The sequence below is a fragment of the Exiguobacterium sp. S22-S28 genome, from assembly GCF_043359615.1.
Lineage (GTDB): Bacteria > Bacillota > Bacilli > Exiguobacteriales > Exiguobacteriaceae > Exiguobacterium_A.
The window spans coordinates 25,902-41,309 of record NZ_JBHFFC010000028.1; the positions used below are offsets into that span (position 1 = coordinate 25,902).

The 15,408-nt window shown below is 49.8% G+C and carries 30 protein-coding genes; 26 read left to right on the forward strand and 4 right to left on the reverse strand.

Annotation, left to right across the window (positions count from 1 at the left end; genetic code table 11):
- Positions 1-33: 33 nt before the first annotated feature.
- From putP to ACHA8N_RS11195, 3 genes are all read right to left on the reverse strand, one after another.
- On the reverse strand, positions 34-1,506 hold the full coding sequence (putP, locus tag ACHA8N_RS11185) for a sodium/proline symporter PutP (RefSeq protein ID WP_393965762.1): 1,473 nt from the start codon (positions 1,504-1,506) through the stop codon (positions 34-36).
- Between the two features lie 314 nt (positions 1,507-1,820).
- Positions 1,821-2,939 carry a tyrosine-type recombinase/integrase gene (locus ACHA8N_RS11190; protein WP_393965763.1) on the reverse strand — a complete coding sequence of 373 codons (1,119 nt, stop codon included), beginning with the start codon at positions 2,937-2,939 and terminating at the stop codon, positions 1,821-1,823.
- 64 nt (positions 2,940-3,003) lie between these two features.
- Positions 3,004-3,573 (reverse strand): DUF4352 domain-containing protein, encoded by a 570-nt coding sequence (locus ACHA8N_RS11195; RefSeq protein WP_393965764.1) that lies wholly within the window; start codon positions 3,571-3,573, stop codon positions 3,004-3,006.
- A gap of 273 nt (positions 3,574-3,846) precedes the next feature.
- Here ACHA8N_RS11195 and ACHA8N_RS11200 point away from each other — a divergent pair, with 273 nt between their 5' ends.
- Complete coding sequence (locus ACHA8N_RS11200) at positions 3,847-4,032, forward strand: hypothetical protein (RefSeq protein WP_393965765.1); 186 nt, start codon at positions 3,847-3,849, stop codon at positions 4,030-4,032.
- A 22-nt stretch (positions 4,033-4,054) separates the two neighbouring features.
- On the opposite strand, the gene ACHA8N_RS11205 is transcribed toward ACHA8N_RS11200, so the two are convergent.
- Positions 4,055-4,477 (reverse strand): helix-turn-helix domain-containing protein, encoded by a 423-nt coding sequence (locus tag ACHA8N_RS11205; RefSeq protein ID WP_393965766.1) that lies wholly within the window; start codon positions 4,475-4,477, stop codon positions 4,055-4,057.
- A gap of 189 nt (positions 4,478-4,666) precedes the next feature.
- Between ACHA8N_RS11205 and ACHA8N_RS11210 the strand changes: the two genes are divergently transcribed.
- From ACHA8N_RS11210 to ACHA8N_RS11330, 25 genes are all read left to right on the forward strand, one after another.
- Positions 4,667-4,885 carry a helix-turn-helix transcriptional regulator gene (locus ACHA8N_RS11210; RefSeq protein WP_393965767.1) on the forward strand — a complete coding sequence of 73 codons (219 nt, stop codon included), beginning with the start codon at positions 4,667-4,669 and terminating at the stop codon, positions 4,883-4,885.
- A gap of 40 nt (positions 4,886-4,925) precedes the next feature.
- Positions 4,926-5,183, forward strand: coding sequence for a helix-turn-helix domain-containing protein (locus tag ACHA8N_RS11215; RefSeq protein WP_393965768.1), 258 nt, complete (start codon positions 4,926-4,928; stop codon positions 5,181-5,183).
- Positions 5,184-5,224: 41 nt separating this feature from the next.
- Positions 5,225-5,398, forward strand: a complete 174-nt coding sequence (locus ACHA8N_RS11220; protein ID WP_393965769.1) for a hypothetical protein — start codon at positions 5,225-5,227, stop codon at positions 5,396-5,398.
- Positions 5,395-6,132: an ORF6C domain-containing protein gene (locus ACHA8N_RS11225; RefSeq protein ID WP_393965770.1), complete on the forward strand. Its 738-nt coding sequence runs from the start codon at positions 5,395-5,397 to the stop codon at positions 6,130-6,132. The genes ACHA8N_RS11220 and ACHA8N_RS11225 overlap by 4 nt, the downstream gene beginning before the upstream one ends.
- On the forward strand, positions 6,129-6,350 hold the full coding sequence (locus ACHA8N_RS11230; RefSeq protein WP_393965771.1) for a hypothetical protein: 222 nt from the start codon (positions 6,129-6,131) through the stop codon (positions 6,348-6,350). Before ACHA8N_RS11225 ends, ACHA8N_RS11230 begins: the two co-directional genes overlap by 4 nt.
- Before the next feature lie 239 nt (positions 6,351-6,589).
- Positions 6,590-6,922, forward strand: a complete 333-nt coding sequence (locus ACHA8N_RS11235; RefSeq protein ID WP_393965772.1) for a hypothetical protein — start codon at positions 6,590-6,592, stop codon at positions 6,920-6,922.
- On the forward strand, positions 6,919-7,101 hold the full coding sequence (locus ACHA8N_RS11240; RefSeq protein WP_393965773.1) for a hypothetical protein: 183 nt from the start codon (positions 6,919-6,921) through the stop codon (positions 7,099-7,101). The genes ACHA8N_RS11235 and ACHA8N_RS11240 overlap by 4 nt, the downstream gene beginning before the upstream one ends.
- 13 nt (positions 7,102-7,114) lie before the next feature.
- Positions 7,115-7,552 carry a hypothetical protein gene (locus tag ACHA8N_RS11245; RefSeq protein ID WP_393965774.1) on the forward strand — a complete coding sequence of 146 codons (438 nt, stop codon included), beginning with the start codon at positions 7,115-7,117 and terminating at the stop codon, positions 7,550-7,552.
- Positions 7,549-8,049 carry a siphovirus Gp157 family protein gene (locus ACHA8N_RS11250; protein ID WP_393965775.1) on the forward strand — a complete coding sequence of 167 codons (501 nt, stop codon included), beginning with the start codon at positions 7,549-7,551 and terminating at the stop codon, positions 8,047-8,049. Before ACHA8N_RS11245 ends, ACHA8N_RS11250 begins: the two co-directional genes overlap by 4 nt.
- Positions 8,050-8,061: 12 nt before the next feature.
- Positions 8,062-8,766: an ERF family protein gene (locus ACHA8N_RS11255; RefSeq protein ID WP_393965776.1), complete on the forward strand. Its 705-nt coding sequence runs from the start codon at positions 8,062-8,064 to the stop codon at positions 8,764-8,766.
- The gene (locus ACHA8N_RS11260) at positions 8,759-8,947 is read left to right on the forward strand and encodes a hypothetical protein (RefSeq protein WP_393965777.1); all 189 of its coding nucleotides are present in this window, start codon (positions 8,759-8,761) and stop codon (positions 8,945-8,947) included. The genes ACHA8N_RS11255 and ACHA8N_RS11260 overlap by 8 nt, the downstream gene beginning before the upstream one ends.
- 24 nt (positions 8,948-8,971) lie before the next feature.
- Positions 8,972-9,304, forward strand: coding sequence for a hypothetical protein (locus ACHA8N_RS11265; RefSeq protein ID WP_393965778.1), 333 nt, complete (start codon positions 8,972-8,974; stop codon positions 9,302-9,304).
- Entirely contained in the window at positions 9,301-9,732 is a 432-nt protein-coding gene (locus ACHA8N_RS11270; RefSeq protein ID WP_393965779.1) for a single-stranded DNA-binding protein, read from the forward strand. The genes ACHA8N_RS11265 and ACHA8N_RS11270 overlap by 4 nt, the downstream gene beginning before the upstream one ends.
- A gap of 11 nt (positions 9,733-9,743) precedes the next feature.
- Positions 9,744-10,277, forward strand: coding sequence for an NUMOD4 domain-containing protein (locus tag ACHA8N_RS11275; RefSeq protein WP_393965780.1), 534 nt, complete (start codon positions 9,744-9,746; stop codon positions 10,275-10,277).
- A 78-nt stretch (positions 10,278-10,355) separates the two neighbouring features.
- Positions 10,356-10,619, forward strand: coding sequence for a DUF7446 family protein (locus ACHA8N_RS11280; protein ID WP_393965781.1), 264 nt, complete (start codon positions 10,356-10,358; stop codon positions 10,617-10,619).
- Positions 10,620-10,644: 25 nt separating this feature from the next.
- Positions 10,645-11,466 (forward strand): DnaD domain protein, encoded by an 822-nt coding sequence (locus ACHA8N_RS11285; RefSeq protein WP_393965782.1) that lies wholly within the window; start codon positions 10,645-10,647, stop codon positions 11,464-11,466.
- A 3-nt stretch (positions 11,467-11,469) separates the two neighbouring features.
- Complete coding sequence (locus tag ACHA8N_RS11290) at positions 11,470-11,844, forward strand: hypothetical protein (RefSeq protein ID WP_393965783.1); 375 nt, start codon at positions 11,470-11,472, stop codon at positions 11,842-11,844.
- Entirely contained in the window at positions 11,792-13,111 is a 1,320-nt protein-coding gene (locus ACHA8N_RS11295) for a replicative DNA helicase (RefSeq protein WP_393965784.1), read from the forward strand. The genes ACHA8N_RS11290 and ACHA8N_RS11295 overlap by 53 nt, the downstream gene beginning before the upstream one ends.
- The gene (locus ACHA8N_RS11300; protein ID WP_393965785.1) at positions 13,108-13,395 is read left to right on the forward strand and encodes a hypothetical protein; all 288 of its coding nucleotides are present in this window, start codon (positions 13,108-13,110) and stop codon (positions 13,393-13,395) included. Before ACHA8N_RS11295 ends, ACHA8N_RS11300 begins: the two co-directional genes overlap by 4 nt.
- The gene (locus ACHA8N_RS11305) at positions 13,392-14,012 is read left to right on the forward strand and encodes a hypothetical protein (protein WP_393965786.1); all 621 of its coding nucleotides are present in this window, start codon (positions 13,392-13,394) and stop codon (positions 14,010-14,012) included. The genes ACHA8N_RS11300 and ACHA8N_RS11305 overlap by 4 nt, the downstream gene beginning before the upstream one ends.
- Positions 14,009-14,323 (forward strand): hypothetical protein, encoded by a 315-nt coding sequence (locus ACHA8N_RS11310; protein WP_393965787.1) that lies wholly within the window; start codon positions 14,009-14,011, stop codon positions 14,321-14,323. The genes ACHA8N_RS11305 and ACHA8N_RS11310 overlap by 4 nt, the downstream gene beginning before the upstream one ends.
- Positions 14,290-14,499: a hypothetical protein gene (locus tag ACHA8N_RS11315; RefSeq protein ID WP_393965788.1), complete on the forward strand. Its 210-nt coding sequence runs from the start codon at positions 14,290-14,292 to the stop codon at positions 14,497-14,499. Before ACHA8N_RS11310 ends, ACHA8N_RS11315 begins: the two co-directional genes overlap by 34 nt.
- On the forward strand, positions 14,496-14,756 hold the full coding sequence (locus ACHA8N_RS11320; protein WP_393965789.1) for a hypothetical protein: 261 nt from the start codon (positions 14,496-14,498) through the stop codon (positions 14,754-14,756). The genes ACHA8N_RS11315 and ACHA8N_RS11320 overlap by 4 nt, the downstream gene beginning before the upstream one ends.
- The gene (locus ACHA8N_RS11325) at positions 14,753-14,935 is read left to right on the forward strand and encodes a hypothetical protein (RefSeq protein WP_393965790.1); all 183 of its coding nucleotides are present in this window, start codon (positions 14,753-14,755) and stop codon (positions 14,933-14,935) included. Before ACHA8N_RS11320 ends, ACHA8N_RS11325 begins: the two co-directional genes overlap by 4 nt.
- Positions 14,893-15,405, forward strand: a complete 513-nt coding sequence (locus tag ACHA8N_RS11330; protein WP_393965791.1) for a Holliday junction resolvase RecU — start codon at positions 14,893-14,895, stop codon at positions 15,403-15,405. The genes ACHA8N_RS11325 and ACHA8N_RS11330 overlap by 43 nt, the downstream gene beginning before the upstream one ends.
- The last annotated feature ends 3 nt before the right edge of the window (positions 15,406-15,408 follow it).

Below are 15,408 nucleotides of genomic sequence, written 5' to 3' on the forward strand. Positions count from 1 at the left end.
GCTGATTGGCGGAGAGGGGGTTTGCAATATCTGTCATTCGACGGCTTCTTTCAATTCTTCCTCCATATCGTCAAACGTATCTTGAACCGATTCAACCGGTTGTTTCGTCAAGAGACTGACGACGACAGTGAAGAGTAAGCTAGTGAAGAATCCAGGTACCATTTCATATAATGTCGTACTGAGTCCAAGTTGAACCCATAAAATAACGGTGATTGCTCCAGATAACATACCGGCAAGCGCACCTTGTTTCGTCATTCGTTTCCAATAAAGTGAAAGCAGGATGATTGGACCAAAGGCAGAACCAAAACCAGCCCAGGCATAACCGACAAGCGATAAAATAGTCGCTGACGGATTCCATGCTAAGACGGAACCGATCACGGCGATGACCAAGACAGCAATCCGTCCAGTCAAGACCAACTGTTTATCCGTCGCTTTTTTGTTGAAAAACGTTTTATAAAAATCTTCTGTCAAAGCACTTGAAGTGACAAGCAGTTGTGACGAAATCGTCGACATGATTGCGGCTAAAATGGCAGCCATCAAAAATCCTGTAATATACGGATGGAATAAGACGTCAGAGAACCGGATAAAGACGGTTTCTGGGTCGCCAAGACCGTTTCCTTGTCCTTCGAAGTAAGCAATTCCGACAAGTCCTGTCATCATGGCACCGAGAATCGAGATGAACATCCAACCAATTCCGATGCGACGTGCACTTTTCAAATCTTTGACCGAGCGAATCGCCATAAAGCGGACGATGATGTGGGGTTGTCCGAAATAGCCGAGTCCCCAAGCCAGGAATCCAATGATTCCAAGTAAAGTCGTACCTTTAAATGGATCAAATAAAGTGGGATCTAATTTTTCAGCATAGGTATAGGCGCCGTCAATTCCACCGACATCTGTCAAAGCAACAACAGGTACAAGAACAAGGGCGATGAACATGATACAACCCTGGACGAAGTCGGTCCAACTGACTGCGAGAAAACCGCCAAACAACGTGTAGGCGACGACGACCGCAATCGTCAAGAGCATACCATAGTGATAATCAAAGCCAAAGGAACTCTCGAATAACTTACCGCCTGACACGATACCAGCTGACGTGTAGAACGTGAAGAAGACGATAATGACGACTGCTGAGACGGTCCGTAAAATACGTGAATTATCTTTAAAACGATTTTCGAGAAAGTCAGGAATCGTGATTGAATCATTGGCCATCTCTGTATAGAGACGAAAACGTGGTGCAAGAATCAAGTAATTGACGTAACATCCGACAAGTAGTCCTAAAGCGAGCCATAAAGCCGACACGCCGGTCGCATACATCGCACCCGGTAATCCCATGAGCATCCAACCGCTCATGTCAGACGCTCCGGCCGATAACGCCGTTACTCCAGGTCCTAAGTCACGGCCACCTAACATGTAATCTTCTGTGTTTGTCGTTCGCTTGTACGCAATGTAGCCGATGGCAAGCATCATAACTAGATACAAGCTGATTGAAATCCATTCTTGCGTCATAACAATAAATCCTCCAATATAAACTTTTTTTGCGCTGTTCATCTATCTGTTAAAATAAGCACAATCGATTTGTTCCCCACCTTACAGGGTCTAAAACAACAAAGCAAGTCTTCACAATCTCGAAAAAAGCGGCTTCAGCCCTCATCTATCAAGGGATAGGGACGCTTTCCGTCCCTCATAAAGTTCTAATTTTCAAATGAATCTAAATGTTCGCAACGTTGGGACGAATAACCTGTTCTGCCCCAATGGATTGCGCGTTTTTTGGCGTTTTTTCAAAAAGACGAATGCACGAAATCTGCACATTCCATGCGGGTTTAGACGCTTTTTTCGTTGTACATGTCGTCGAGTAAAATCCGTGCTCGGTCCTGCATCTCGTCCGTCACATGGAGATACGTCTGCACAGTCGTCGATAAATCAGCGTGACCGAGTAACGATTGGATGCCGGGAAGTGGAAGTCCTTGTTGGATGAGCAACGTCGCATAGGTGTGTCGGAGGGTGTGCAACGTGATCGGCGGAAGGTCAGCTGCCCGGATCAACAGACGGAAATCGTTCATTGCGCGATTGGAATACAGATACTCGCCACTTGGTCCCGTGATGACGAGGTCCTGCACATTATCCGCGCCGTTCTCATGGAGCCACGATCGCTGTTCGAAACGCCACCGTTCGAGCAGTTTGCGTAATTGTTTCCCCATCGGGATGACGCGTGTGTTGCCGGACTTGAGGGACGTCCATCGCTTGACGCCGGACTGGGTCGGCATGACCGCTTGACGTTCGACATGGATTCGGCCATTTTTGAAGTCGACGTGTTCCCACCCGAGAGAGCGGGCTTCATTGCTCCGAAGTCCCGTGTGGGCGAGTAACAGGAACAACTTGGCTCTCGGCTCGAACCAGTATAGTTCCTCAAACAACTTGATCTGCTCGATCGTCCATAACTTCCGGTTGGTCTTGCGGGTGTTCTTTTGCATCTTGATCCGGATGTCCTTGTCGAACAGGTACCCGGATTCGTAGCTGTAGACGAGTAGGGCGTTGATGCTCGCTCCGATCGAGTTCCGACTGGCTGGCTTGAGGTTCCGTTCCCGGGCGTGGCGGTCGAGCCAAGCGTTGATCTCACGCCGGTTGAGCGAACTGATCTTGCGTCCTTTGAACGCTTGGGCGAACGTCGCAAGGGCATAGCGGCGTCCATATAAGGTCGACTCCTTGAGGATGCCGGCCTTCACTTCAGTATATTCGGTGATGAGGTCTTCGACGTTTTTACCCGTCTTCTTGCCGAGCGTCCCGTCCTCGTTCTTGCGGATCAACTCCGTCGCCCAGCGCTTCAGTTCCCGTTGCGTGTCCGCCGTCTTGCTTGGTTGATGCCGGTTGCCGTCCCGGTCGGTCAGGGACAGGCGAGTCCAATACTTGCCGTTGTCGAGTTTCTTGATGGTGTAGTGCATGATGTTCCTCCTTTTGCGTACATACGTTCTAATTTCGTCTGTAAGAAAAGGCACCTGAGTGCCTTCAGTTTAGCTTGATTAAGGTTTGTTCGCCAGCCTCGGTTCCGACGCCACCTGTAACGAGGATGTCATAGTCCTTTAAATTTTCCGGGACCTCGAAGGCGATGAACGATTGGACATCCAGTCCGGGATTGATTTTGTCATAAAACAAGGATTCGCCGTTGTTCGCGTAACGGGACAGCGTGTTGTCCGGGTCATACGTCGTGCCGCCGACCGTCAACTGGAACATGGAATCATCGATCGTGCGGGACTCTTTATCGTTGTTGAGCACCGTCACGTCGACCAGTATGACTTTCCCTTGTGTCTCGACGCCTTCGATGTAGGGGCGTTCCTCGCTGCCATTCACTGTGATCGACAGATTGTTGAGTTTGACTGCATCTCCGACGTTCGCGATCTTCGTGCCGTCATCCTTTGCTTCTTTTGCCCCGACCTGTTCCGTTTGGACGTCTGTCACCTCTTCGTCTTCACTGAGGACACCTAACGTTCCGCCGATGACCAACACGCCTAAAATCGCGAATAGCGTGCCTTTCCATCCCATCCCCGAACGACGATTCATCCTACTTCGTCCATTCATACCGTTCCCTCCTTTATTCCTGTACATGACATTTATGTGATACATATCCATACTCATTCTATACTAGTTAAGTTCCCGTTGGGGCGCCATTTTATGCGAATAAGGGAAAAGTATTCGACAAGGTCGGACTTATTTTGTCGAACGAATTTAGACATACGTTTGAAAATATTGTAATAGGTCTATTGTATTATTCTGCAATTTTATTTAATATGAGTAAAGGAACATAAGAATACCTGTTCGTGTATTTTGCGAACAATGAAGGGGATTGTGTCAATGGGGCTGGTAGCTATTCAAAAAAGTAATGGGAATGAAGAAAGCGTCCTGGATAAATTATTGACTCGTGATAAACCCGTCGCAATTTGTTTTACGGACAGCAAAGGAAATATCATCGCTTTTCAACTAGATGCTGAGGCGCTTGATAACAACGAGATACCGACAAGAAAAACATTGTTTAAGTAAAGACCATAAAAAAAGGACACCATCACTGGTTGTCCTTATTTTTTAATTCATTTTCATGTGCTTGAATAACGAGTTTCGTGTAATCAATGATCCGATCAAAGTCTTTTTTGCTGAGGGAAGCGATCTCTTCTTTCGATAATCCTAAAATGCGTAATATCTTATTGTCTACCATTTGTTCCATTTTATACTCATCTAACGTCGTTCTTCTGTCTTCCGTTCGACCATACATGTAATCTAACGTCGTTTCGAATAAGTCAGCTAATTCTAATACTTTTTCATGTTTCGGCATGGAAGCATTTCTTTCCCATGAGTTGTATGTTGTCGGTTTCACTTGCAACCTCTTCGCGATCGCCACTTGAGTCATGCCCGACTCCTGTCGTAACACTCGAATCCGATCTCCCATTGTCTCCATTAACTCCATCTCACTCCTATACGTTGTTTCCATATTAGAACCCACTCCCTCTATAAACACTATCCTAAAGGTGCGAGCCAATCACTGCACCTTTATTCTACATAAAAAATGGATATTTTACGAATCCAAAAAGAAAATACGAAAATAATGAATAAAACCTTTGACATACGAAAAAAATGGATATATAGTTAGGGTACAGAAACAAGCAAGGAGGTGAAAGGCATGACAGTAGTAGGGCGTGATCGTATGAAGAAACGCCGCGAGGAGATGGGTATCACACAGGTCCATATCGCACGCAAACTTGGTTACAAAACTTCGGCGACAATCAGTTTGATGGAGTCGGGTGTACAGAACATTTACGTTGGACAGGCCCTCGCAATCGCTCGAATTCTTCATACGACGGTTGAGGAACTTTTTTTTGAAGAAGAGGTACGAAATTAATGGATAAGTTCATTTATATCGTATAGAAAGGGGCGTCACAATGCAACAAGTTGTCATGTTGTCCTTTACCCCGGAACAGCTCACGACACTCATCGACGAACGAATTGCCGAAGCACTGGCAACCCAGTCGCCGAAAGTCTGGATGAGCGAGAAGGAAGCAAAGGAATACACGGGATTCTCCCAGTTCGTTCTATATAACGCACGGATGGACGGCGAACTCAAAGCGTCCAAGTGCAACCGCAGTATCCGCTATCACCGCGACGATCTCGATGCGTGGTTGATCAGCAAACAAAAATAGGTGGTGCCCCGAAACAGGGTGGCATCGAAGGAGGGAACGGCATGATCGATATTAACAATCATCACAACCAACTGATCGTTGCAGCATTAGCTGGAATGGTTGAGGACGAAGGGTTGACTCCAAGAGAAGCATTCATCCGCTTGGACGAAATCAAAAAAGACACGTACTCGGCTTTGATGGAAATTCACTCAGAAACAAAGGAGGCAAAACGATGAATCAACTCACGAAGGTATTCGAAGGAAATCAGATCCGTATCGCCGGCACAGAAAAAGCACCTTTCTTCATGGTGAAAGATGTGTGCGACGCATTGGGCTTAACAAACCCATCAAAAGTATCAGGTCGTATCCGCGATAAATATAAGGCTAACTTTTCGTTAGGGTTATCCGGAAGCAATCCAGTGTTCGTTTCGGAAGCTGGACTGTACCAAATCATCATGCGAGCGGATCAGAACGAAGTAACGGAGCGTTTCCAAGATTGGGTGTATGAAGACGTCCTCCCGTCGATTCGACAAACAGGCGGCTACCAACTCCCGCAGGAAATGCCATTCGCTGAATTGTTCCGCGCCACCGCCACATTGCTTGAACAGCAGCAGACGCAAGAAGTCGCCGTCGCTGAACTTTCGCAAGACGTCAGCTACTTGAAAAACTCAATGCGAATCAACACATCGGAAGAATATCAAATCCGGAAGTCAGTCGGCACGCAAGTCATCAAAGCACTCGGCGGCCGTGAATCAAACGCTTACCAGGACAAATCGATCCGGTCGAAAGCCTACGCTCAATTCTGGAGCGAGTTCAAGCGGCATTTCAAGATGGCCCGGTATGGAGATTTGGCGAAACGGAAACTCGACGACGCACTGGAGTTCATCACGGAATGGGCGCCGGACACGGAATTACGCCTGATGATCAAACATTCGAACCAACAACTCACGATAGAGGAGGTCACACGATGAAAGCAGGATTCGTTATCAAACAAACATTCGATGTATACAGCGACCAAGGGCATTATGTGGAAATCGGATTCCCGGACGTTGGGACGGAAGTCGAACTTGAAGAACATGTCAGCTTATCCATCGGCACAGAAATGGCACTCTTCACAGTGGAAGACCTCGAGTCACTCCGGGACGTTCTCGACGCTACGATCACGCTCAAGAAAAACATGCTCATCTAAGGAGGCATTCACATGGAAAGCACGTTTTGGTTCTTCCTCAGCATCTTCCAGTTCATCCTGTTCGTCATCTTCGCTGCCACTTGCTACATCGAACGCAACTACGGTGACTCATGGTTCTGAAACTCGGACTCGTCATCTTCATCATCGTCCTGCTGCTCAATCTCGACGAACTGGAACGGATTTACGGCAAATAAAAAAACACCCATACCGGAGGCAGGGTGCATTCATAGCTCGACACTATGAGTATACCACGCTCCGCACAAGGAGGAAACGATATGGTCACGACACACAAGATTGACCGCACACTCCCTGCGATCGTCCAGACGAAGCCTGAAATCATGGCACTGGTCGGCAAGGGTCCGGTCAAGATCGATGCGATCCACTCGGCGCTCACAGCGTCTTATCAACATCTCGCCAATGCGGCTTACCAACTCGACGCGAATCATCCGGTGCATGCCTTCCTCAAGCAGGTGCACAACGAGCTGTACGCAATCGAAACGGCCCTCGATGAGCAGAACAACCTGTTCCTCGGCGCAGAGGAATCGATTGACCCGAAGGTGGTGGCGTTATGAGTCTCCCGCAAATCGCTGAACGCTTATCAGAAGTCGCGGAGGCGCAACCGAAACTGATCGAACTCATTGAACAGCTTATCGATGCGCACAACCGATTCGGACTGAACGACAATCAGCTTGCTGAATTACAAGACTACACCAATGAAGCGATGGAGATTCTCCGGGATCTCGGACGCTAAGGAGGAAACGACGATGGATTTGAAACGATACGAAAAAGTAACTGGGCATGAAGCGCTCATCAAGTTACTCGATGGTGAACGGATATACAACCGCAAAGGAAACTATTGGACAAGAAAAGGCGAAGGAATCTTCGTGAATTATGAAGATGAAAATGGTGAGTACGAATCTACTATACCGGTAATTTGGTTCGTTGATAGCACTGTTGACTGGTACGTCAAAAAGCCGTTCGACGTCCGCGCTGAGATGTTGGCACGACCGAACGAATGGGTCGGGGTGTACAAAGATGAAAGCGAAATTTGGAACAAAGTGGGTTTCTGCACAACATATATGAATGTGAGAGAAACTAGTGACTTTGAACACGATTCTTTTGAAAAAACGTTTATTTGCTTAATAGATGATTTTAACAAGTGCATCCCGATCGAAGACGTCCCAAAGGAGGAACTATCATGACAACCCTATACCACCTATCCGATCAGAAGCAGGCCTTGCTCGACGCCCTCACGGGCTACGACCTCGAGGACATGGAAGGCGCGGACGTCATCGCGGACACCCTCGACGCACTCGACGAGGCGCTCGAAGTCAAAACGGAAAGCGTGCTCCACTTCCGGCAGAAGTTCTTGAACGATGCGGCAGCACTCAAGGCAGAGGAACAGCGCCTCGCGGCACGACGCAAAGTGTACGAGACGAAAGCGGAACGCCTGAAAACCTACGTCGATGAGTCCTTGCAGGCGCAGGGCATCCAGAAGCTCGAAACGCCACTCTACACGGTGTCCTACCGCGCCAGTACGAGCGTCGAGATCACGGACGCCGAAGCACTCCCGATCGGACTCCTGCGCACGAAGACGGTGCAAGAGCCGGACAAGACAGCCATCGGCAAGCTGCTCAAAGCAGGGGAAGCCATCGACGGCGCCCGGCTGGTGACGAAGACGAACCTACAAATCAAATAAGGAGGAACGGACATGAGTGAACAGAAGCCAATGAACCTACAGCAGAAGCTCATCGAAGTACGCAAAGCCGTACCTTATCTGCAAAAGGCAGCAAGTGGACCACAGTATCAATACGTCGGAAGTAGCCAAACGCTCTCATCCGTCATGGAGAAAATGAACGACCTTGGAATCTTGCTCAAACAGGAAATCATCTCACAACGTGTCACACAGTTCCACACGGCAAAAGGAGCGCTCCAGTTCATGACCGATGCAGATATGCGGTTCACCTGGATCAATGCAGACGACCCGACAGATCGCGAGGAAGCGTTATGGCAAGGACAAGGCGTTGACAACGGAGAGAAAGGCATCGGGAAGCTCGCTACCTACGCGGAAAAGTACTTCATCTTGAAGTCGTTCAACATCGCAACAGATAAGGATGATCCGGATTCATTCCAACAGAAGGTGGAAGCGAACAAACCAAAGGCGACAGAAGCAATGAAAGCAACAATCAGAACGCTTGTCACATCGTTATCCGGTAAGACGAATCAAACACCTTTGGAGATATTCAACGGCTACGGCATCACGGCTGATCTAACACCGGACGACGCAAAACGCATTACCGCAGAGCTACGCAAAGCTATCGAAACGCTAGAAAAAGAAGAAAACCCACGGCGCGGCGAGACAGCAGAAGAGGCGGCAATGAAAGACATTGAAATGGAGGCGAGTGGCAATGTCTAAAGGAGTCGGCATGAAGCTCATGGACGAATACGAGGAACTCGAAAGCTGTTCCCGCTGCCAACAGATGATTCCCTTCGGCGGTGACCGCGACGTGTTCGGTGAACTCGTCTGCAACGTCTGCCTCGAAGAAGAACGCGAGAACGCCCTGCAACACCAAGACTACGAAAAGAGCGTCCTTTAAGGGGCGCTCGGGAGGAGATACATCATGACACAAGAACAGCTCGAGACTTTACTGGTCAACGCTCCGAACGTCACTGGGGTCGCGTGGATCAATGAAAATAAATACGGATTCTCTCGCGAGTGTGAGTTTCACGTAAGAGGCATGCGTTACGCGATTCGATGGTTCACCAATATCTGCTATTTAATAATCGGTGAAGCGGAAGTTTTGTTCGAAGAACTCAAGGTGACGGGGACATGGCCGAACAGCTTCAAAACGAATCTTAATTTTTATCAAGATCGATACGACGGCGAACCAGGCATCGTCGCAATCATCCCGATTGAAGAATACCCAACACGAAAACAGGAGGCAACATCATGAATACATCAGCACTCACAGGCATCAACCAACGCGTCGAGGTCAAGACGACGAACGCAGGCAAGACTTGGGTCACTGGCACGATCCGTGTCCGCAACAAAATGAAGAACAACGACACTGGCAAGTACGATAGCAGCTTCTTCGATTACAAGGTCCTCGGTGCCCGCGCTGACACGTTCGCCAAGTATCACGGCACGGAAGGTGGTCCGCTCAACATCACCGGCGATCTCGTGCAAGAGAAGTGGGAATCGAACGGCGACAAACGCTCGAAGGTGGTCATCATGGTGCAAGACTTCGACCTCCCGCCATTCGACGACAGCAAGCCAGCGGCGAGCAACCAAAACAAACCGGCATCATCAAATAGCTTCGGTACAGACCCGTTCGCAGGTGGTGGCTCGATTGACCTCAGCGACTCGGATTTGCCTTTCTAAGGAGGGATTGAATGTTTCGACAAATACCAGGATATGAAGGTATCTACGAAATCGATGAAAATGCAGTTGTCCGAACGGTTGAAGGAAAGAAAACACATTCGACGAGATGTGGTATCCGCATTTGGAAACAACGTGTCTTAAAACAGAAGACCGATCGGGGCGGTTACAAACGAGTCACGCTTTATAAAGAAAAACGTAGTAAAACATGGCTCGTCCACCGGTTGATAGCCATCACCTTTTTAGAAAACCCTAACAGTTTTGAAATGGTTAATCATATCGATGGAAATCCTTCGAATAACTCAATAAGCAACTTAGAATGGTGCAACTCCAAGCACAATGTCAATCATGCATTTGATAACGGTTTGATGCCTTCGAGCAAACGAATAACCTTAAAAAATATCATTACTGGTGAAGAGTTTAGTTTCCGCTCACAAGCTTCTGCCTCTTATTTCTTAGGTAAGGGCCGCGGTTACATTGGCGACAACATCAAAAGAGGTATACGACTTGTCGATGATCACCTCATTGTTTCGAACGCTAAGGAGTGAACGGCACGTCAATAGTCAGAACCAAATACAAACCAACGATGGAAGAAATGCTCGGTACACGATAAGGAGATGGGATAAATGGCATATGAACAAGTGGAATTGGTAGTCGCCGGCGTCAGCGGAGAAATCTACATGGCACGCGTCCTCAATGATGGAATGATGAGCAACTCACGTCGAAAAGCAACAGATGACTGCCTACGAGCGACTACAGAATGGTTCATGCAGAACAAGAAAAAAATGCTTCAATTTGGGACTCACAATCCAGATATTAAAGCGACCCTTTTCTACACTAGTGACACTGAAAAGGCTAAACGTATCTTGGAAATACTGGAAGAAGAGTAAATCTATGACGAAAGGATGACACGCAATGAGCACATTCCGTATGGTTCACACCGACTTCTGGCGTGACCCGATCGTGGTGGAGGAGTTTACACCGGAAGACAAGCTGTTCTTCCTGTACCTCCTCACCAACCCGGCGACGACGCAGATCGGTATCTATCGCATCACTCGCAAACAAATGGCATACGAACTCGGATACAGCCCCGAGACGATCAACTCCTTGCTCCGACGGTTCATCGAACAGCACAAAATGATTGAGTACAACGAAGCCAATCGCGAGCTGCTGATCATCAAGTGGGGCAAGAACAGTTACAAAAAAGGTGGCAAGCCGGTCATCGATTTAGTCACGAAGGAATTGGCGGAAGTGAAGACAATTGAGTTCATCCCGAAAGCGGCCCGTTACATTCCGGTCGAGGGAGTCCGTCAAGCGTTCGAAAACTACTACAATCGGGTGAAACCGCACAGTGAAGCCAATCTTGACGAATCGTGCCACGAATCGTTAGACGAATCGTACCCCAAGAAGAAGAAGAAAGAAGAAGAAAAAGAAGTAGAAGAAGAACAAGAAATGGTATCGTCGTTGATCAAATTCATGGAACAAAACGGATACGGACTCGTGACACCTTACGTCATCGAAGAACTCCAGTACCTCGTCACCGATTACGAACCGGCATTGATCGAACAAGCCATCAAGATCGGCATCGAGAACAACGTCCGCAAACTCAACTACGTCAAGAAAGTACTCAGCAACTGGGAAACGGAAGGCATCACCTCCCTCGCTGCCTATCAAGCGAAAAAACAGGTGAAGCCGCAGGAAGCAAACAATTTCCTTTCCTTCGTGAACGGAGGGTAACCGATGACGTTTGAAGAAACGGCAATCTTGCTCAACTCGATCGTAACCTATTACCCGAACGCCCGCATCGAAAAAACGAAAGACACGGTCATCGCCTGGCATAAAGTCATGGACGACTGTGACGCACCGCAAGTGGAAGACAAGCTCCTCGCCTACGTCAAGGCGGGGAACCACTTCCCACCGACACCCGCAGACCTCTACATCAAGAAAGTGGCATGCCGACCCGAGCACGATCGGGAGAAGACGCTCGCTCACCTCAACATGATTCGCTACGAAAGCGAAACCGCAGACCGCTTGACGCCAGAACAGAAGGAGGAGGTTGACCGTGTCAAACGAGACATCGAACGTATCCTTTTTGAAAACCAACCAAACGTTTGAAGCAGAAGCAATGGTGATCGGGAGTATCTTGCAAGACGCGGATCTCCTCGCCACCTGTGTACTGGACGTATCGGACTTCCAAAATCCGAAGAATCAAATCATTTTCACGGCGCTCCGCAAGATGGAGGACGAGCAGGAACCGATTGAATTACCGTCGCTCGTCATGGCACTGGAAGACTCGCTCGACACGATCGGCTTCGATTACCTCGTCGATGCGATGGACGCCGTCATTACGACCGGCAACTTCAACTTTTACGTCGACAAGGTCCGGGAGTCCTCGAAGTCACGAGAGGCAAAGCGACTCGCGCTCGAATTTGCGGAAGAAAACCTCACAATCGATGAACTGCTGCACCAACTGACGGCACTCGAACTCGGCAAGCAAGTCGGGGAATCGCAAACGATGAAAGAAATCATGACCGACATGTTCCGCGATCTCAGCACCGAGAAGGACTTGATCACCGGGATTCGTTCCGGATTCAGTGAACTGGATTACATGCTCGACGGATTCAAGGGAGGCGAACTGATCGTCGTCGGGGCACGCCCTGCGATGGGGAAAACAGCGTTTGTCCTCAACCTCGGCAAGAACATCAGCATCGGTGGCATCGGAGTCTCACTATTCAACTACGAGATGGGCACGCTCCAAGTCGGCCGCCGGTTGTTCGCCTCCATCGCCAACATCAAGACAAAAAACCTCTCGAACGGATCTCGCATGAGTCCGGAACACTGGGAAACGTTCGCCGCACACGCCGGTTCAGCCGCCGACATGCCGATCAACATCCATAAAGCAACGGGGATGACGACACGCATGATCCGGCAAGCCATCATCCAAGACCGGAAACGCTTTGAACGGGATTACGGAACGAAAGAGCACATCGTCATGATCGATTACTTGCAACTGATTGCCAGCACGAACCCGACCGACAATCAAAACCAACGGGTGTCCGAAATTTCACGGGACCTCAAAGTCATGGCACAACAACTTGATGTGACCATCATCCTCCTGTCTCAGCTCTCACGAGGTGTAGAACAGCGGCAAGACAAGCGCCCGATGATGAGTGACCTACGGGATTCGGGAGCCGTGGAGCAGGACGCAGACGTCGTCATGATGCTGTACCGGGACGAGTACTACAATCCGGAGTCGACTGACCGGGACACGGTCGAGGTCATCGTCACCAAGCAACGCGAGGGTGCGACAGGAACGGTCAAACTCCTGTTCCAGAAAGAGTTCGGCAAGATGCTCTCGCACACAGAACCGGAGTACGTATGACGGTCAAGGAGCTGTATACGGAAGCCTTACTGGAACGAGGTCGAGCCAAACGTCAAAACGACATGATGCTCCTGCAACAAGCAGATGCCTTGATCGCTCTCATCGACGAGTTAAAAGCCCGGCAGTTTCTCACGTGGAACGACAATACGCAGAAGATACAGGATTTGCACGAACGGTTGAAACACGATCCAGCAGCTAATGAACGGACGAACGTCGCCCTCAGACAGCGCATCGAGCGGAACCGAGAACGATGGGGCGAACGGAAAAAGGAGGAGCACCGATGACGAGTGAGATCATCACCAAACAATTCAAGCGGGGCATGACGGTCGAACAGATCGCCTTGCTCCACGAGATTGAGGTCGAGCAGATAAATGAGATTGTGAAGGGCGTGGAAGTGGAGCGAACGGTCGAAAAACCGACGGGCGTCAAAGGACGAATCCCAATTGACCTCAAACGAGTCAAGAGATTGCTCGAAGACGGGTTGACCCTGCCGCAAATCGCAAAAGAACTCGATGTAAAGTACAGCACGCTGACGCTTCGTTTGAGAGGTGAAACTGAACTCAAAGAACTGGCAGCGAAAGTTCGTAAAGAAACGAGCCGAGTCCGGATGGAAGAAATGAAGGCCGCCAAGAAAGAAGTCGCCGTCACGACGGAAAGCGACGGATTCGCGGAGAACTACACGATCGCCCACATGACGAAGGAGGAAGCAGATATGACAGAAGTCATCGCAGAAGTGAAGCAGGAGACGGAAGAACGCAATGAACCGAATGACAAGTGGGTCCACTTCGTCGCCAATCAGATTGACAACGCGCGAGTCAAGACGAAGTTCGATGTCGTCCAAGAAGGCAAGAAGTTCATCAAGCGCACGGAAGTCCGGTTCGTGATCGAGGAAGTCCTATGATTCCATCGCCACGGGAACTGAAACGCCGTCGCCGCACGGCACTGATGCTTTACATGGACCATCGGCCAATCTCTTACATCGCACAACGCCTCGGGACGAGTGAACCTATCGTCGTCGAACTCTTGGCACAAGCCGGCGCGAAGAATATCCAGTACGAGGGAGCCGGCACGCCTGACCCATTACTGGAGGTACCCGCGATGCCAAAAAAGCTCAAGACGTACGAGGAGCTGCTGATCGAGAATTTGCAACTGCGCAACGAGAACTCGCGGCTACGGCGATGCGTCGAAAGCCCAGCCCTCGCTCGAAGCTGACGCCACCGATCGGCACACGGATCAGCAAACGGGCCAGAGGGGAGACGCGACGGGACAAGGTCATCGCCTCGTATAACGGTTCCGGCTGGAAGCTACTCGCAATCTACGAACAAGACTTACCCTACACGACGATGTACTCGCTCATATTCGAATACCAAGGAGGTTCGGGTCTATGAAGATGACAAAGGTCAAGCAGTTCAATCAGTTGATGGCATACCTCGATCAGTACGGCGGACGGATCGTACTCCAGCGGGGCGACCTGCAACTATCCCTCGCAAGCAAACTCGATGTCTACAACATGCGTAAAGGGACGCACCGGCAGTTGACGCATCGGGACGCGCTCAATTACTACCGGCTCGAAGGATGGACGCCGGTCATCAGCACACTGGAATGCCGGGAGACGCAGACGCGGCGCTACGTGGGGGCACCATGAAGCGGACGCACCTGCTGAGAGGCAAGACCTTATACAAAGCAGAACGGCGCAAGGACGGCACGATGGAGCGCATTTGGCAATACGGGGACTTCATCGCACACGAGTACGACGGATTAATCGAAACGGGGTGGCAAGAATGGCGCGTGCAGCACAGCAAGCAGGCAAGCAATTCGAAATGATGATCGAACAGGCAAATCAGGTGTACAAGCTGCAAGGCAAGGCGCTCGTGTTCAAGAGTGAGCCGAGTGTGAAGACAATCAGCAACGGTCGCGGGGGATTCAAGTCCCCGATCTACGCCCAGTCAAACGGACTCGATTACTTCGGGACACTCAAGGGTGGTCAGGGTGTGTTCTTCGAAGCGAAGCAGACGGCAGAAACGAGCTTTCCGCTCAAACAAATCAAGCCGCACCAAGTCGAGACGCTCCGGACGTACGATAACCTCGATACGTTAGCCTTCCTGCTCGTTCGATTCAGCAAGACGGGCAAAGTATTCCTACTGCCTCCGAAGCCTGTCATCGAAGCGTGGGACGGGTGGACGAAATACAGCAACCGGGCGAGCATTCCACTGGCAACGTTCGAAGCGCGCGGGACGGAAATCGCGGCGACGAACGGATGTGCGGTGGATTGGTTGGACGCGGTTAAACAGTAAATT

What these genes read in the sequence shown, in the direction of transcription:
- putP (WP_393965762.1), bottom strand. Translation starts at nt 1,506, where the DNA reads ATGACGCAAGAATGGATTTCAATCAGCTTGTATCTAGTTATGATGCTT.
- ACHA8N_RS11190 (WP_393965763.1), bottom strand. Translation starts at nt 2,939, where the DNA reads ATGCACTACACCATCAAGAAACTCGACAACGGCAAGTATTGGACTCGC.
- ACHA8N_RS11195 (WP_393965764.1), bottom strand. Translation starts at nt 3,573, where the DNA reads ATGAATGGACGAAGTAGGATGAATCGTCGTTCGGGGATGGGATGGAAA.
- ACHA8N_RS11200 (WP_393965765.1), top strand. Translation starts at nt 3,847, where the DNA reads ATGGGGCTGGTAGCTATTCAAAAAAGTAATGGGAATGAAGAAAGCGTC.
- ACHA8N_RS11205 (WP_393965766.1), bottom strand. Translation starts at nt 4,477, where the DNA reads ATGGAAACAACGTATAGGAGTGAGATGGAGTTAATGGAGACAATGGGA.
- ACHA8N_RS11210 (WP_393965767.1), top strand. Translation starts at nt 4,667, where the DNA reads ATGACAGTAGTAGGGCGTGATCGTATGAAGAAACGCCGCGAGGAGATG.
- ACHA8N_RS11215 (WP_393965768.1), top strand. Translation starts at nt 4,926, where the DNA reads ATGCAACAAGTTGTCATGTTGTCCTTTACCCCGGAACAGCTCACGACA.
- ACHA8N_RS11220 (WP_393965769.1), top strand. Translation starts at nt 5,225, where the DNA reads ATGATCGATATTAACAATCATCACAACCAACTGATCGTTGCAGCATTA.
- ACHA8N_RS11225 (WP_393965770.1), top strand. Translation starts at nt 5,395, where the DNA reads ATGAATCAACTCACGAAGGTATTCGAAGGAAATCAGATCCGTATCGCC.
- ACHA8N_RS11230 (WP_393965771.1), top strand. Translation starts at nt 6,129, where the DNA reads ATGAAAGCAGGATTCGTTATCAAACAAACATTCGATGTATACAGCGAC.
- ACHA8N_RS11235 (WP_393965772.1), top strand. Translation starts at nt 6,590, where the DNA reads ATGAGTATACCACGCTCCGCACAAGGAGGAAACGATATGGTCACGACA.
- ACHA8N_RS11240 (WP_393965773.1), top strand. Translation starts at nt 6,919, where the DNA reads ATGAGTCTCCCGCAAATCGCTGAACGCTTATCAGAAGTCGCGGAGGCG.
- ACHA8N_RS11245 (WP_393965774.1), top strand. Translation starts at nt 7,115, where the DNA reads ATGGATTTGAAACGATACGAAAAAGTAACTGGGCATGAAGCGCTCATC.
- ACHA8N_RS11250 (WP_393965775.1), top strand. Translation starts at nt 7,549, where the DNA reads ATGACAACCCTATACCACCTATCCGATCAGAAGCAGGCCTTGCTCGAC.
- ACHA8N_RS11255 (WP_393965776.1), top strand. Translation starts at nt 8,062, where the DNA reads ATGAGTGAACAGAAGCCAATGAACCTACAGCAGAAGCTCATCGAAGTA.
- ACHA8N_RS11260 (WP_393965777.1), top strand. Translation starts at nt 8,759, where the DNA reads ATGTCTAAAGGAGTCGGCATGAAGCTCATGGACGAATACGAGGAACTC.
- ACHA8N_RS11265 (WP_393965778.1), top strand. Translation starts at nt 8,972, where the DNA reads ATGACACAAGAACAGCTCGAGACTTTACTGGTCAACGCTCCGAACGTC.
- ACHA8N_RS11270 (WP_393965779.1), top strand. Translation starts at nt 9,301, where the DNA reads ATGAATACATCAGCACTCACAGGCATCAACCAACGCGTCGAGGTCAAG.
- ACHA8N_RS11275 (WP_393965780.1), top strand. Translation starts at nt 9,744, where the DNA reads ATGTTTCGACAAATACCAGGATATGAAGGTATCTACGAAATCGATGAA.
- ACHA8N_RS11280 (WP_393965781.1), top strand. Translation starts at nt 10,356, where the DNA reads ATGGCATATGAACAAGTGGAATTGGTAGTCGCCGGCGTCAGCGGAGAA.
- ACHA8N_RS11285 (WP_393965782.1), top strand. Translation starts at nt 10,645, where the DNA reads ATGAGCACATTCCGTATGGTTCACACCGACTTCTGGCGTGACCCGATC.
- ACHA8N_RS11290 (WP_393965783.1), top strand. Translation starts at nt 11,470, where the DNA reads ATGACGTTTGAAGAAACGGCAATCTTGCTCAACTCGATCGTAACCTAT.
- ACHA8N_RS11300 (WP_393965785.1), top strand. Translation starts at nt 13,108, where the DNA reads ATGACGGTCAAGGAGCTGTATACGGAAGCCTTACTGGAACGAGGTCGA.
- ACHA8N_RS11305 (WP_393965786.1), top strand. Translation starts at nt 13,392, where the DNA reads ATGACGAGTGAGATCATCACCAAACAATTCAAGCGGGGCATGACGGTC.
- ACHA8N_RS11310 (WP_393965787.1), top strand. Translation starts at nt 14,009, where the DNA reads ATGATTCCATCGCCACGGGAACTGAAACGCCGTCGCCGCACGGCACTG.
- ACHA8N_RS11315 (WP_393965788.1), top strand. Translation starts at nt 14,290, where the DNA reads ATGCGTCGAAAGCCCAGCCCTCGCTCGAAGCTGACGCCACCGATCGGC.
- ACHA8N_RS11320 (WP_393965789.1), top strand. Translation starts at nt 14,496, where the DNA reads ATGAAGATGACAAAGGTCAAGCAGTTCAATCAGTTGATGGCATACCTC.
- ACHA8N_RS11325 (WP_393965790.1), top strand. Translation starts at nt 14,753, where the DNA reads ATGAAGCGGACGCACCTGCTGAGAGGCAAGACCTTATACAAAGCAGAA.
- ACHA8N_RS11330 (WP_393965791.1), top strand. Translation starts at nt 14,893, where the DNA reads ATGGCGCGTGCAGCACAGCAAGCAGGCAAGCAATTCGAAATGATGATC.